The following is a 14,339-nucleotide window of genomic DNA, read 5'->3' on the forward strand; positions in this document are numbered from 1 at the left end:
CACCTGTGCTCATCCGCGCCCGTCGCTCCTCTCGAACCTCTCGGACCCTTCCGGATCCCCCGGATCCCTCCCGGCTTCCCTGGTGATCCGTAGCCGACGCCCCACCGGATGGCCCGGCGGCGGCCCATCCGGTCCGCGGCCAATCCGCGCGGGCCGCGGCCCCGGATTACCCCCGCACATGTTGATCACGGAGGGCGGAGGAGAAGCGATGCCGCGAGCGTCAGGGACCGGGGATCGCGAAACGGCCGTACGCCGCACGGCCGTCATCGGGAGCGGCGTGGCAGGGCTGACCGCCGCGCACGTGCTGTCCCGCGCACACCACGTCACGCTCTACGAGGCGGACGACCGGCTCGGCGGCCACGCCCACACCCACGAGCTGACCGGCTCCGACGGCCGGGTCCGCCGCGTCGACTCCGGTTTCATCGTGCACAACCGGCGCACCTACCCGAACCTGCTCCGCCTCTTCCGCGAACTGGGCGTCGGCACCCAGGAGTCGGAGATGAGCATGTCCGTGCGCTGCGAGGGCTGCGGCCTGGAGTACGCCGGCGCCCGTGGCCCGGCCGGCCTGCTCGCCCGCCCGGCCAACGCGCTGCACGGCCCCTACCTGCGGATGCTCGCGCAGGTGCCCCGCTTCCACCGGGCCGCCCGGCGCCTCCTCGCCGAGCGGCCCGAAAGCACCCTCACCCTCGGTGAGTTCCTGGACCGCGAGGGCTTCCCGCCCTACTTCCGGGCCCACTTCATGACCCCGGTCGTCTCCGCCGTGTGGTCCTGCGACGCGGCCACCGCCCAGCGCTACCCGGCCGCCTACCTGTTCCGCTTCCTCGACCACCACGGCCTGCTCGCCGTGACCGGCTCCCCGGTGTGGCGCACGGTCACCGGCGGCTCCCGCTCCTACGTCGACCGGATAGCCGCCCGGCTGCCCAACGTCCGCACCACCACCCCCGTGCGCTCGGTCACCCGGCACGCCGACGGGGCGGAGGTCACCGCCGCCGACGGCACCACCGACGCCTACGACCACCTCGTCGTCGCCGTCCACCCCGACCAGGCGCTGCGGCTGCTGGCCGACGCGACGCCGGAGGAGAAGGAGGTCCTCGGCGCCTTCCGCTACTCCCGCAACTCCACCCTCCTGCACACCGACACCGCGCCGCTGCCCCGGGCGCGCCGGGCCCGCTCCTCCTGGAACTACCTGATGCCCGCCTGCGACGCCGGCGCCGACCGCGTCCGCGTCAGCTACGACATGAACCGGCTCCAGCGCCTGGACGCCCCCGAGACCTACGTGGTCACCCTCGGCGCCCTGGACCGGGTCGACCCGGCCCGGGTACTGGCCCGGCTGAGCTACGAACACCCCGTGTACACGCCCGAGTCGGTCGCCGCCCAGCGCCGGCTGCCCGGCCTGGCCACCTCCGTCACCGCCTACGCCGGCGCCTACCACGGCTGGGGGTTCCACGAGGACGGCTGCCGCTCCGGGGTGGCCGCCGCAGCGGCCCTGGGAGTCGCCTGGTGAGCGGCGCCGACGGAGCCGGGCTCTACCCCTGCGAGACGGTGCACGTGCGCACCGACCCGCTGCGCCACACCCTGCGCCACCGCACCTACATGTGGCTCGTCGACCTCGACCGCCTCCCCGAACTGCCCCGTCCGCTGCGCCCTTTCGCCGGCTTCCGCGCCCGGGACCACTTCACCAGCGACGCCCCCACGCTGCGCGCCGCCCTGGAGGGGTTCCTCGCCCGGCACGGCGTCGACCTGGAGGGCGGGCGCGTACTCATGCTGGCGCACGCCCGGGTCCTCGGCCACGTCTTCAACCCGCTGACCCTGTACTGGTGCCACGGCCCGGACGGCCGCCCGCGCTGCGTGGTCGCCGAGGTCCACAACACCTACGGCGAGCGCCACGCCTACCTGCTCCACCCCGACGAGCGGGGCGTCGCCCGGGCGGACAAGGACTTCTACGTCTCGCCGTTCTTCCCCGTCGACGGCGCCTACCGCATGCGGCTCCCGCTGCCCGGCGACCGCCTCGACCTCACCGTGCGCCTCGACCGGCCGGGCAGCCGCCCGTTCACCGCCACCGTCCGGGGTACCCGGCGTGCGGCGACGCCCGCCGCGCTGCTGCGGCTCCTGCTGCGCCACCCCTTCTCGACCCTCGCCGTGTCGGCCGGCATCCGTCGCCACGGCATCCGCCTCTACCTGCGCGGGCTGCCCGTCCAGCCGCGCACCGGCAACCGCCCCACGGAGAAAGCCACATGAGCACAGTGCACCCCCCGACCGCCGGTACCGCCCTGCCCGGCCCCCGCACCCCGGCGCCCAACGCCTCGGCCGGCCAGGTCGACGCCGCCCGGTGGCCCGACGTGGCCATACCGCCCCGGGTGTCCCGGGCCCGCCGCGCCCTGGCCGCCGCCGTCGTGGGCCGCGCCCTGGACCGGCTGCCGCTGCGGGTGCGCTACGCCGGTACCCGCACCGCCGGCCTCGGCGGCCCCCTGGTCGAGATCCACCGGCCGGACGCCTTCCACGACCGGATCGGCGCCCACGGCCTCATCGGCTTCGGCGAGTCCTACATGGCAGGGGAGTGGGACGCCCCCGACCTGGTCGGCGCCCTGACCGTGCTCGCCGCCCACGCCGGGGACCTGATCCCCGCCCCGCTGCAGCGGCTGCGCCGGCTGTGGGCCCCGCGCCACCCGGCGGCGATGCGCAACACCCCCGACGGCGCCCGCTCCAACATCAGCAGCCACTACGACCTCTCCAACGACCTGTTCGCCCTCTTCCTGGACGAGACCCTCAGCTACTCCTCCGCCGTCTTCCTCGGCTTCCCCGCCCGCCCCGAGTCCCTGGCCGCCGCCCAGCACCGCAAGATCGACCGGCTGCTCGACCTCGCCGAGGTCCGCGCGGGCACCAGGCTCCTGGAGATCGGCACCGGCTGGGGCGAACTCGCCCTGCGGGCCGCCGCCCGCGGCGCCGACGTCACCACGCTCACCCTCTCCGCCGAGCAGCGCGAACTCGCCCTCGCCCGCGCCCGCGAGGCCGGCCTCGCCGACCGGATCCGGGTCGAGCTGCGCGACTACCGCGAGGAGAGGGGCACCTACGACGCCGTGGTCAGCGTCGAGATGATCGAGGCCGTCGGCGCCGAGTTCTGGCCCGTCTACTTCCGCACCCTCGACGCCCGCCTCGCCCCCGGCGGCCGGGCCGCCCTGCAGGCCATCACCATGCCGCACGAGCGCATGGAGGCCGCCCGGGACACCCACACCTGGATCCACAAGTACGTCTTCCCCGGCGGCATCATCCCCTCCACCGACGCCATCGAGGCCACGGTCCGCGACCACACCGCGCTGCGCCCCGCCCGGCGCGACGCCTACGGCCCGCACTACGCCGAGACCCTGCGGCTGTGGCGGGAGGCGTTCACCGCGCGCGCCGCCGAGGTCGACGCCCTCGGCTTCGACGCGACGTTCCGGCGGCTGTGGACCTTCTACCTCGCCTACTCCGAGGCCGGCTTCCGCGCCGGCTACCTGGACGTCCAGCAGTACCTGTTCACCAAGGAGGGCACCGCCCGATGACCACCACCACCCGCCCCGCGCGGACCGGCGTCGCGCACCGCCTCGCCGGGCTGGCCGAGGACGCGCTCGGCGGCCCGCTGCCGCTGCGGCTGCGCGCCTGGGACGGCACCGAGACCGGCCCGGAGGGCGCCCCCGCGGTCGTCGTGCGCTCCCGGCGCGCCCTGCGCCGCCTGCTGTGGCAGCCCGGCGAACTCGGCCTCGCCCAGGCGTACGTCACCGGCGAACTCGACGTGGACGGCGACCTCACCGACGCCCTGCGCCTGATGTGGGCCGCCGCCCGCGACCGCCGGCTGCGCCCGCCCCGGGCCGGCCTCGCCGACCGGGCCCGCGCCGCCGGCACCGCCGTACGCCTCGGCGCCGTCGGGCCCCGCCCGGCGACCCCCGCGAGCCAGGCCCGGCTGCGCGGCGGCCTGCACACCCGCACCCGCGACCGGGCCGCCGTCAGCCACCACTACGACCTGTCCAACGACTTCTACCGCCTCCTCCTCGACGAGACCATGGCCTACTCCTGCGGCTACTGGGCGGGCGAGGCCGGCCGGAGTCCGGTGGACGCCCAGCGCGCCAAGCTGGAGCTGATCTGCCGCAAGCTCGGCCTGGCCCCGGGCGCCCGGCTCCTGGACATCGGGTGCGGCTGGGGCTCGCTGACCCTGCACGCGGCGCAGGTGCACCGGGCCCGGGTCACCGCCGTCACGCTGGCCGCCGAGCAGGCGGCGTACGTCCGCGAGCAGGTGCGCGAACGGGGCCTGACGGACCGGGTGGAGGTGATCTGCCAGGACTACCGCGACATCACCGGCGGCGACTACGACGCCGTGTCCACCGTCGAGATGGGCGAGCACGTCGGCGACGCGGAGTACCCGGCCTTCGCCGCCGCCCTGCACCGGCTGGTCAGGGAGCGCGGACGGGTGCTCGTCCAGCAGATGTCCCGGGGCCGCAACGCGCCGGGCGGCGGGGCCTTCATCGAGGCGTACATCGCCCCGGACATGCACATGCGCCCGCTGGGCGAGACGGTCGGCCTGCTGGAGGGGGCGGGGCTGGAGGTCCGGCACACCGAGTCGTTGCGGGAGGACTACGTCCGCACGGTCGCGGCGTGGGGCGACACCCTCGAGCGCCGGTGGGACGAGGCCGTCCGGTTGGTCGGCGAGGAGACCGCCCGGGTGTGGCGTCTTTACCTGGCCGGCGGCGCGCTCGCCTTCGAGCAGCGGCGGATGGGCGTCGACCAGATCCTCGCCGTCCGGCCCTCCCGGGAGGGCGACGCCGGCCTGTCCGCGTCGCCCGGGGAGTGGTACGCGGCGCCGGTGGGGACGTGAGCGACGTGAGCGACTACCCCTGGGGCGCCTTCGCCGCCGGTCTCGGCTGGGCGGCCCTCGCCGCGCTCGCCGTCATGCTGGTCACCTTCGCCCTGGCCCTGCGCAAGGGCGTCCACCGGATCGTGGACGCCGCCTGGGGCGTCGGCTTCACCGCGGTCGCCGCGGTGAGCGCCGTGGCGGCCACCGGAGAGGGCGACGTCGGGCGCCGCGTCCTGGTGACCGCCCTGACCGCCGTCTGGGGCCTGCGCCTGGCCGTGCACATCGCCCGGCGCGGCCGGGGGCACGGGGAGGACCCGCGCTACGAGGAGCTGCTCGGCAAGGCGCCTGGCAATCGGAACCTGTACGCCCTGCGCATGGTCTACCTCCTCCAGGCCGCCCTGGTGTGGCTGGTGTCCCTGCCGGTCCAGGCCGCCTCCTACGGCCCCGACGGGCTCGGCGCCCTGGCCTGGGCCGGCACCGCCCTGTGGGCGGTCGGGCTTGCCTTCGAGGCCGTCGGCGACGCCCAGCTGGCCCGCTTCAAGGCGGACCCGGCCGCGAAGGGCCGCATCATGGACCGCGGCCTGTGGAGCTGGACCAGGCATCCCAACTACTTCGGCGACTTCTGCGTCTGGTGGGGCCTGTACCTGGTCGCCTGCGACGCGGGCGCGGCCGCCGCCGCCGCCGTCTCCGCCCTCTCCCCGCTGGTCATGTCGTACCTGCTGATCGGCGGGAGCGGCAAGCGCCTCCTGGAGCGCCGCATGGCCGACCGGCCCGGCTGGTCCGCCTACGCGGCGCGCACCAGCGGCTTCTTCCCGAGGCCACCGCGCCGGTAGCGGTGGGCGGCCGGGGCCCCATGGGGGAGGGCCCCGGCCGCCGGTCTCAGGCCGGCATGCTCATCAGCGCCACCGGCGAACCGCTCGGCGCCTTCGACCCGCCGTCCGGCTCGACCGTGACCCCGACCCCGGCCGCTCCGTCCACGCCGCCCGTCATCAGCACCGCCTGGCTGGGCCGCCCGGGGTCCATCAGGCCCGCCGACCGCATCGTGCCGTGGTCGTCGAACCAGAGCTGGTACACCTTGCCCCGCGGTGGCGCGGCCATGTCGGAGGCCAGGAACACCGCCCGGTCCTGTCTCCTGGAGACCACCAGCGTGGCGCTCGCCCCGTCGGACAGCCGGACGGTGCGCGACGCGGCGTCGGGCGCGGCCAGCACGCCGGCCAGCTCCTCGGTCCGCTGCTCGGCCTGGGCGGCCCGGTCCCCGGCGTCCTGCGCGCGGTCGTACTGCCAGACGGCGGTGCCGCCCAGGCCGGCCGCCGCCGCCACGCACGCGGCCAGCACCCAGCGGGCCAGGCCGCGGTTGCGGGGCGCGCGCTGCCGGAGCGGCTCCACGGCCCCGCCGCCGGGCGGCACCTGACGGACGGTGGTGATGCGGTGCAGCACCCGCTCCTTGAGCACCGGGCTCGGCGTCACCGACGCGGCGAGGCCCAGCCGGGCGGTGGCTGCGGCGAACTCGCGGCTCTCCTCGGCGCAGGCGGCGCAGTCCGCGAGATGGCGCTCGAAGGCGGCGCGCTCGTCGTCGGACAGCGCGTGCAGGGCGTAGGCGCCCGACAGGCTGTGCAGGTCCTCGGTGCGCATCACGCGCTCACCCCCAGGCAGTCACGGAGCCGGATGAGGCCGTCACGCAGCCGGGTCTTGACCGTGCCGAGCGGCAGCGCGAGCGCCTCGGCGACCTGCCGGTAGGTCAGGCCGCGGTAGTAGGCCAGGGTGACCGCCTGGCGCTGGATCTCGGTCAGGGTGCGCAGACAGCGCCGCACCTGCTCCCGCTCCAGGCGGGTCTCCACCTGTTCGGTCACCTCGTCGTACTCGGGCGTACGGTCGAGCAGCGCGGCCTTGTGGTCGCGGGCGGCGGCGGCCTCCACCGAGCGCACCCGGTCCACGGCCCGCCGGTGGGACAGCGTGAGGATCCAGTTGATCACCGAGCCGCGCTCGGGCCGGTACTTGGGCGCCGTACGCCACACCTCCACCAGCACCTCCTGGGCGACCTCCTCCGACTGCGCGTGATCGCGCAGCACCGCGCGGACCACCCCGAGCACGGAACTCGCGACCGCGTCGTAGACGGCGGAGAAGGACTCCTGGTCGCCGAGGGCCACCTCATGGATCAGCTGTTGCAGATCGGGCTGCGCCGATGGATTTCTGCCGATGTGTACGGCTTCCTTCACGAGGATTGCTCCCAAAGAGTGCGACAGGCCGGGGACGTCCCCGGGGAATTCGGGGCCGGACGGGCGGCGGATTGGTCGGGACGGCACACGGAAGGGCAGGTGAGCCGGTCGGTAGAGTCTGCCGTACCAGCTCCACGCGATCGGACACGGATCCTCCCTCATCGCCATGGCCTCTTCCTGGACCACCCGCGCCGAGACCCCCGCCGACGTCCCCGCCGTACGCGACGTCGTCGGCGCAGCCTTCCCGACCGCGGAGGAGGCGGGGCTCGTCGACGCGCTGCGCGTCGATCCCGGCGCCTGGATCGAGGGGCTGTCCGTCGTCGCGGTGGACGACGACGACCGGCCGGTGGGCCACGCCCTGCTCACCCGGTGCCACATCGGGGACGCCCCCGCCCTGTGCCTCGCCCCGGTCGCGGTGCGCCCCGACGCCCAGCGCACCGGCGCCGGCTCCGCCGCGGTCCGCGCCGCCGAACGGCGCGGCGTAGCGCACGGTCCCGGCGGGCAGCGGGCGGCCGGGGTCCAGGGTGAGGGCCATCACGGCGTCGTCGGGGGCGGGCCGGACGGGACATGACCCGAACGGCCCTCTCGGGTACCCACCCGGGGCGCGGAGGCTGTGGGGTAGGAGGTGCCGCGACTTCGCCGCAGACGTGCGTGCCGCGCCCCAGCCGCCCGACCGCTGTCCCGACACGGAAAGGAACCCGATGTCCGCCGACACGCAGCAGGCGCCCACCGGACTCACCGACGAGGAAGTGGCCGTCCTGGACGCCCACTGGCGCGCCGCGAACTACCTCGCCGTCGGCCAGATCTACCTGATGGCCAACCCGCTGCTGACCGAGCCGCTGCGCCCGGAGCACGTCAAGCCGCGCCTGCTCGGCCACTGGGGCACCTCACCGGGGCTGAACCTGGTGCACACCCACCTCAACCGGGTGATCAAGGCCCGCGACCTGGACGCCCTGTGCATCTGGGGCCCCGGCCACGGCGGCCCCGCCGTGCTGGCCAACGCCTGGCTGGAGGGCTCGTACACCGAGACCTATCCCGACATCACCCGGGACGCGGCCGGGATGGGCCGGCTCTTCAAGCAGTTCTCCTTCCCCGGCGGCGTCCCCAGCCACGTGGCCCCCGAGACCCCGGGCTCCATCCACGAGGGCGGCGAGCTGGGCTACTCCCTCTCCCACGCCTACGGCGCCGCCTTCGACCACCCGGACCTGGTGGTCGCCTGCGTGATCGGCGACGGCGAGGCGGAGACCGGGCCGCTGGCGACGTCCTGGCACTCCAACAAGTTCCTGGACCCGGTCAACGACGGCGCCGTGCTGCCGATCCTGCACCTCAACGGCTACAAGATCGCCAACCCCGCGGTCCTCGCCCGCCTCCCCGAGAGCGAGCTGGACGAGTTGCTGCGCGGCTACGGCCACGACCCCATCCACGTCACCGGCGACGAGCCGGCCGCCGTGCACCGCGCCATGGCCCAGGCCATGGACACCGCCCTCGACCGGATCGCCCACCTCCAGCGCGCCGCCCGCGAGGAGGGCGCCGGCGACCGCCCCCGCTGGCCGATGATCGTGCTGCGCACCCCCAAGGGCTGGACCGGCCCCGCCGAGGTCGACGGCCTGCCGGTGGAGAACACCTGGCGGGCCCACCAGGTGCCGCTCTCCAACGTCCGCACCGACCCCGGGCACCTGCGCCAACTGGAGGAGTGGCTGCGCTCCTACCGGCCCGAGGAGCTGTTCGACGAGCACGGCACCCCGCGCCCCGGCATCCTCGCCGCCGTCCCCGAGGGCACCCGCCGCCTCGGCGCCACCCCGTACGCCAACGGCGGCCTGATGCTCCGCGAGCTGCCCCTGCCGCCGCTGGAGAAGTACGCCGTCCCGGTGGACGAGCCCGGCACCACGATGCACGAGCCCACCAAGGTCCTCGGCGACCTGCTCCGGGACGTCATGGACGCCACCACCGGGCGCCGCGACTTCCGCCTCGTCGGCCCGGACGAGACCGCCTCCAACCGCCTCCAGGCCGTCTACTCCGCCAGCGGCAAGGCCTGGCAGGAGCGGACCCTGGAGGTGGACGAGGACCTCGACCGGCACGGCCGGGTGATGGAGATCCTCTCCGAGCACACCTGCCAGGGCTGGCTGGAGGGCTACCTCCTCACCGGCCGGCACGGACTGTTCTCCTGCTACGAGGCGTTCGTGCACATCGTCGACTCGATGGTCAACCAGCACGTCAAATGGCTGCGCGTGACCCGCCGGCTGCCCTGGCGCGCCCCCATCGCCTCCCTCAACTACCTGCTCACCTCGCACGTCTGGCGCCAGGACCACAACGGCTTCTCCCACCAGGACCCCGGCTTCGTCGACCACATCCTCAACAAGAGCCCCGAGGCCGTGCGGGTCTACCTGCCGCCGGACGCCAACACCCTCCTCTCCGTCGCCGACCACGCGCTGCGCAGCCGCGACTACGTCAACGTCATCGTGGCCGGCAAGCAGCCCTGCTTCGACTGGCTGACCATGGAGCAGGCCCGAGTGCACTGCGCCCGCGGCGCCGGCATCTGGGAGTGGGCCGGCACCGAGGACGGCACCCGGGAACCGGACGCGGTCCTCGCCTGCGCCGGCGACGTGCCCACCCAGGAGGTGCTGGCCGCCGCCCAGTTGCTCCGCGAGCACCTGCCCGACCTCGCGGTGCGGGTGGTCAACGTGGTCGACATCGCCCGGCTGCTGCCCGCCGAGGAACACCCGCACGGGCTGAACGCCTTCGAGTACGACGGCCTGTTCACCGCCGACAAGCCGGTCGTCTTCGCCTACCACGGCTACCCTTGGCTGATCCACCGCCTCGCCTACCGGCGCACCGGCCACGCCAACCTGCATGTGCGCGGCTACAAGGAGATCGGGACCACCACCACCCCGTTCGACATGGTGCTCGGCAACGACATGGACCGCTACCGCCTCGTCATGGACGTCATCGACCGGGTGCCGGGGCTCGCCGTGCGCGCGGCGCCGGTCCGCCAGCGGATGGAGGACGCCCGGCTGCGCCACCACGCGTACATCCGCGAGCACGGCGTCGACCTGCCCGAGGTCGCCGACTGGACCTGGACCGGCTGAGGCCGCCGTGACCGCGTCCCCCGGCACCTGGGTGTACGACCGCTACGACCCCGCGGAGGAGCGCCTGCGCGAGTCGCTGTGCACGCTGGGCAACGGGTACTTCGCCACCCGCGGCGCGCTCCCCGAGTGCGCCGCGGACGACGTGCACTACCCGGGCACCTACGCGGCCGGCTGCTACAACCGGCTCACCTCCGCGGTGGCCGGGCGCCGGGTGGAGAACGAGGACATGGTCAACCTCCCCAACTGGCTGCCGCTGCGCTGCCGTACGGGAGACGGTCCCTGGCTCACCCCGGACACCGCCGAGGTGCTCGACCACCGCCAGACGGTGCATCTGGAGACCGGGGTCCTCGAGCGCCGCACCCGCTACGGCCTCGGCGACGGGCTCGCCCTCACCGTGCGCCAACTCCGCCTGGTCCACATGGCCGATCCCCATCTCGCCGCCCTGCGCACCGAGTTCACCGTCGAGGGCGGCGCCCTGGACCTCGAGGTGGAGGCCGCCCTCGACGGCCGCGTCACCAACTCCGGGGTGCCCCGCTACCGCGACCTGGCCGGCCGCCACCTCACCCACGTGCACACCTGCGCCGACGACGGCATGTCCTGGCTGCGATGCCGCACCCGCACCTCCGACATCCGCGTCGGCATCGCCGCCCGCACCACGGCCGACGCCCCCGTCACCGGCGTGCGCGAGTCGCTGCGGGCCGTCCAGCGGACCACCCTGCGCCTGGAACCGGGCCGCACCGCCACCGTCGACAAGATCGTCGCCCTGCACACCTCCCGCGACCCGGCGATCAGCGACCCCCTCCAGGCCGCCGTGGACCGGGTCGCCGCCGCGCCCGGCTTCGAGGAGCTGCTGGCCGGCCACCGCACCGCCTGGGGCCAGCTGTGGCGCCGCGCCGAACTGGACGTGCCCGGCGAGGCGGGCGCCATCCTGCGCCTGCACCTCTTCCACGTGCTCCAGACCCTCTCCCCGCACACCGCCGAACTCGACGTCGGCGTCCCCGCGCGCGGACTGCACGGCGAGGCCTACCGGGGCCACGTCTTCTGGGACGAGCTGTTCGTGCTGCCCTACCTCAACCTGCACTTCCCCGAGGTCTCCCGGGCCCTGCTGCACTACCGGCACCGCCGCCTGGAACGGGCCCGCGCCGCGGCCCGCGCGATCGGCCGGCGTGGCGCGCTCTACCCCTGGCAGAGCGGCAGCGACGGCCGCGAGGAGACCCAGCGGCTGCACCTCAACCCCCGCTCGGGGCGCTGGCTGCCGGACCACTCCCACCTCCAGCGGCACGTCGGCTCGGCCGTCGCCTACAACGTCTGGCAGTACTGCGAGGCCAGCGGCGACGCGGAGTTCCTGCACACCAAGGGCGCCGAGATGCTGCTCCAGATCGCCCGGTTCTGGGCCGACTCGGCCACCTGGGACACCGGCCTGGAGCGGCACCGCATCCGCGGGGTGATGGGCCCCGACGAATACCACGAGGCATACCCGGGCGCCGAGCACGCCGGCCTGGACGACAACGCCTACACCAACGTCACCGCCGCCTGGGTCCTCGCCCGCGCCCGCGAGGTCGTGCGCTCCCTGCCCGAGCCGCGCCGCCGCGAACTGGTCGAGCGCACCGGCCTGGACGCCGGCGAACTCGACCGCTGGGACGAGGTCTCCCGCACCCTGCACATCCCCTTCCACGAGGGCGTCGTCAGCCAGTTCGAGGGCTACGGCGACCTCGCCGAACTGGACTGGGACCGCTACCGCGCACGCTACGACGACATCCGCCGCCTGGACCGGGTCCTGGAGGCCGAGGGCGACAGCACCGACAACTACCGGGCGTCGAAGCAGGCCGACGTGCTGATGCTCGGCCACCTCTTCTCCCCGGCCGAACTGCGCTCCCTCTTCGAGCGGCTCGGCCACCGCCTCGACGACGACACCTGGCGGCGCACCGTCGACCACTACCTGGCCCGCACCAGCCACGGCTCCACCCTGAGCGGCCTGGTGCACGGCCGCATCCTGGCCCGCGCCCGGCGGGCCGAGGCGTGGGCGTACTGCCAGGAGGCCCTCAAAGGCGACGTCGCCGACCTGCAGGGCGGCACCACCGGCGAGGGCATCCACCTCGGTGCGATGGCCGGCACCCTCGACCTGGTCCAGCGCGGGCTGACCGGCCTGGAGACCCGGGCGGGCGCACTCTGGCTCGACCCGGTGCCGCTGCCGGAGCTGTCCTCGTACACCTTCAGCATCCGCTACCAGGGCCACTGGGGCGTGCGGATCCGCCTGGAGCACGGGCGGCTGGAGATCGCCGTGCCGCCCTCCGACCTCTCGGCCATCGACGTGCGGCTGCCGGACCGCACCGTACGGCTGCGGCCCGGCGACACCTGCCGCCTGGCCCTGCCGGGCTGACGGCCCCCGCGTGGGCCGTCAGCCGGACAGCGGGTAGCTCACCGTGCGCGGGAAGCCGGCCGGGCGGCCGTCGGTGTAGGTGAGGGTGATCTGCGTGTAGTGCCGTTCACCGGGGTCCCCGGCGTTCGCCCGCGCCCCGTCCAGACGGACCGAGACGGGGTAGGAGCGGAACGTCCCGGCGGCGCAGTAGGGCTTGCAGTCGTTGAGCGCGTTCGTGCCCCGGCCGACCGCCCCGCCGGTGTCCCAGCGCGACCAGGTCAGCGACGTCAGCCGGCTGTTGCCGTCCCCGCAGGCCACGACGAACGCCGCGGGGCGCACCTCGGGCCGCCCGGCGCAGTCCACCACCACCGGGGTCCGCGTCTGCCGCGCCGCCGTGTGCTGCGCGGCCGGCGCGGCGGACGCCGCGCTCACCGGCAGCGCCAGCGCCGCCGCCGCGCACAGGGTGATCGCCGCCTTCATCGGGTGTCCGCCCATGCCAGCTCCCTGCTGATCTCGTCGGCCCCCTCCGTGTCCGTACGACCGTACGGCCGCCACCGCGCCCGCACCACTCGAACGGCCTACTCACCGGCCGGTGCGCAGGTCGACCCCGCGCCGGGCCAGCGCGAGCACGCCCGCGACGACCAGGGCGACGCCGAGCAGCTGCGGCAGCGCCCACCAGCCGGTGCGGACGTCCTCCCGGTAGAGGACCACGCCGAGCAGCAGGCTGACCGTGGCGTCCCCCAGGGTGAGGGCCGGCTGGGAGGCGACCAGCGGGCCGCCCTGCATGGCGTGCTCCAGGAGCAGCACGGCCGCGACGCCGGCGAGCGCGAAGCCGTAGGTCTGCCAGGTGGTGAAGAAGCCGGTCACGCCGTCCCGGCCGAGGACCCGCATGGAGTCCTTCATCAGGGCCGCGGTCAGCGCGTAGCAGACGGCGGTGGCCGCGCCCAGGCAGCCGGCCCGCGCCTTGCCCACCGGGCGCCGCAGCCCGGCCGCGGTGAGCAGCACGGCCAGTCCGGCGCAGGCGCCGAGCGCGGGCAGCCAGCGGTCGAGGGACACGTCGGCGCGGCCACCGCCCGGATCCGCCGCCGCCAGTGCCACGCCGAGGCCGACGACCACGGCCCCGACGGCCAGCCACATCGCCTCGGGCAGCCGGTTCCCGGTCATCAGCGAGGCGAGCAGCAGGGCGCAGGGCAGTTCCAGCACGAACAGCGGCTGGACGAGCGACAGCGGCCCGGTCGCCAGTGCCGCCGCCTGCCCCACGCCGGCGACGACGACGGCCAGCATGCCGCCGAGCCAGACCGGGCGGCGCAGCAGATCGAGGATCAGGGACGGCCGGAAGCCCTGGGACTGCGGCACGCTCAGCGCGGCCCGCCGCTGGAGGACGGTGGCCAGCGCGTTGCTGAACGCGGCGAGCAGGGCGAAGAGGACCGGCAGGACGAGATCCATCCCCCGATCCTCACCCGGTTTGCCGGGTCCCGCGCGCGGTCATGACCCCTCCGGTACCTCGATGATCTGGCCGTGCTCGTCCACGGTGTGCGTCCGCCAGTAGACGTCCCACTTGTCGTCGACGTGCCGGGGCACCTTGCCCTCGGGATAGCGGGTGTAGCCCTTCGGCGGCTGCTCGCCGTCGGGCACGCAGGCGCTGCCCGTCCCGCCCACGCTCAGCACGGGGTACTCCCCGTCGCTGCAGCTCGCCTCCTCGATGGAGCAGCCGGACAGGAGGGCGGCGGCCACCGCACCGGCCAGGGCCAGGGCCCAGAGCGGCCGGTGGGCGGGGGAGGGGCGGGTGGCACGGCGGACGAGAGGCATGACCGAACTCCTTTGCGGCGACTGGTGGCACCAGCGTGCCGCGG

Annotated in this window: 12 protein-coding genes and 1 pseudogene; 8 read left to right on the plus strand and 5 right to left on the minus strand. The window is 75.0% G+C overall.

Annotation, left to right across the window (positions count from 1 at the left end):
• The first annotated feature begins 208 nt into the window (after nucleotides 1–208).
• The 5 genes from ACGFZL_RS16495 to ACGFZL_RS16515 are packed head-to-tail and all read left to right on the plus strand — an operon-like array spanning nucleotide 209 to nucleotide 5,658.
• Nucleotides 209–1,504 carry an NAD(P)/FAD-dependent oxidoreductase gene (locus ACGFZL_RS16495; protein WP_393692229.1) on the plus strand — a complete coding sequence of 432 codons (1,296 nt, stop codon included), beginning with the start codon at nucleotides 209–211 and terminating at the stop codon, nucleotides 1,502–1,504.
• On the plus strand, nucleotides 1,501–2,238 hold the full coding sequence (locus ACGFZL_RS16500) for a DUF1365 domain-containing protein (protein ID WP_393692231.1): 738 nt from the start codon (nucleotides 1,501–1,503) through the stop codon (nucleotides 2,236–2,238). Before ACGFZL_RS16495 ends, ACGFZL_RS16500 begins: the two co-directional genes overlap by 4 nt.
• Nucleotides 2,235–3,539 carry a class I SAM-dependent methyltransferase gene (locus ACGFZL_RS16505; RefSeq protein WP_393692233.1) on the plus strand — a complete coding sequence of 435 codons (1,305 nt, stop codon included), beginning with the start codon at nucleotides 2,235–2,237 and terminating at the stop codon, nucleotides 3,537–3,539. The genes ACGFZL_RS16500 and ACGFZL_RS16505 overlap by 4 nt, the downstream gene beginning before the upstream one ends.
• Nucleotides 3,536–4,846, plus strand: coding sequence for a class I SAM-dependent methyltransferase (locus ACGFZL_RS16510; RefSeq protein ID WP_393692235.1), 1,311 nt, complete (start codon nucleotides 3,536–3,538; stop codon nucleotides 4,844–4,846). The genes ACGFZL_RS16505 and ACGFZL_RS16510 overlap by 4 nt, the downstream gene beginning before the upstream one ends.
• Nucleotides 4,847–4,851: 5 nt before the next feature.
• Nucleotides 4,852–5,658, plus strand: coding sequence for a DUF1295 domain-containing protein (locus ACGFZL_RS16515; RefSeq protein ID WP_393692540.1), 807 nt, complete (start codon nucleotides 4,852–4,854; stop codon nucleotides 5,656–5,658).
• Between the two features lie 46 nt (nucleotides 5,659–5,704).
• Here ACGFZL_RS16515 and ACGFZL_RS16520 read toward each other — a convergent pair whose 3' ends face one another.
• Nucleotides 5,705–6,457 carry an anti-sigma factor domain-containing protein gene (locus tag ACGFZL_RS16520; protein ID WP_393692237.1) on the minus strand — a complete coding sequence of 251 codons (753 nt, stop codon included), beginning with the start codon at nucleotides 6,455–6,457 and terminating at the stop codon, nucleotides 5,705–5,707.
• Nucleotides 6,457–7,041, minus strand: coding sequence for a sigma-70 family RNA polymerase sigma factor (locus ACGFZL_RS16525; protein ID WP_393692239.1), 585 nt, complete (start codon nucleotides 7,039–7,041; stop codon nucleotides 6,457–6,459). Before ACGFZL_RS16525 ends, ACGFZL_RS16520 begins: the two co-directional genes overlap by 1 nt.
• A 166-nt stretch (nucleotides 7,042–7,207) precedes the next feature.
• Between ACGFZL_RS16525 and ACGFZL_RS16530 the strand changes: the two are divergent.
• The 3 genes and pseudogenes from ACGFZL_RS16530 to ACGFZL_RS16540 form a co-directional block, all read left to right on the plus strand.
• Nucleotides 7,208–7,603 (plus strand): annotated as a pseudogene (locus ACGFZL_RS16530) (GNAT family N-acetyltransferase); the annotation flags it as partial.
• Nucleotides 7,604–7,742: 139 nt separating this feature from the next.
• Complete coding sequence (locus ACGFZL_RS16535; RefSeq protein WP_393692241.1) at nucleotides 7,743–10,127, plus strand: phosphoketolase; 2,385 nt, start codon at nucleotides 7,743–7,745, stop codon at nucleotides 10,125–10,127.
• A gap of 7 nt (nucleotides 10,128–10,134) precedes the next feature.
• Nucleotides 10,135–12,507: a glycoside hydrolase family 65 protein gene (locus ACGFZL_RS16540; protein ID WP_393692243.1), complete on the plus strand. Its 2,373-nt coding sequence runs from the start codon at nucleotides 10,135–10,137 to the stop codon at nucleotides 12,505–12,507.
• Nucleotides 12,508–12,525: 18 nt separating this feature from the next.
• On the opposite strand, the gene ACGFZL_RS16545 is transcribed toward ACGFZL_RS16540, so the two are convergent.
• The 3 genes from ACGFZL_RS16545 to ACGFZL_RS16555 all read right to left on the minus strand — a co-directional run bounded on the left by ACGFZL_RS16545 (nucleotide 12,526) and on the right by ACGFZL_RS16555 (nucleotide 14,295).
• Nucleotides 12,526–12,981 (minus strand): hypothetical protein, encoded by a 456-nt coding sequence (locus ACGFZL_RS16545; protein ID WP_393692245.1) that lies wholly within the window; start codon nucleotides 12,979–12,981, stop codon nucleotides 12,526–12,528.
• An 87-nt stretch (nucleotides 12,982–13,068) separates the two neighbouring features.
• Complete coding sequence (locus ACGFZL_RS16550) at nucleotides 13,069–13,932, minus strand: DMT family transporter (RefSeq protein WP_393692247.1); 864 nt, start codon at nucleotides 13,930–13,932, stop codon at nucleotides 13,069–13,071.
• Between the two features lie 39 nt (nucleotides 13,933–13,971).
• A complete protein-coding gene (locus ACGFZL_RS16555; protein WP_393692249.1) occupies nucleotides 13,972–14,295 on the minus strand; it encodes an SCO0607 family lipoprotein in 324 nt (107 codons plus the stop codon).
• Nucleotides 14,296–14,339: the final 44 nt, after the last annotated feature.

Source organism: Streptomyces sp. NPDC048182 (assembly GCF_043202555.1).
In the GTDB taxonomy this organism is placed as follows: Bacteria; Actinomycetota; Actinomycetes; order Streptomycetales; family Streptomycetaceae; genus Streptomyces.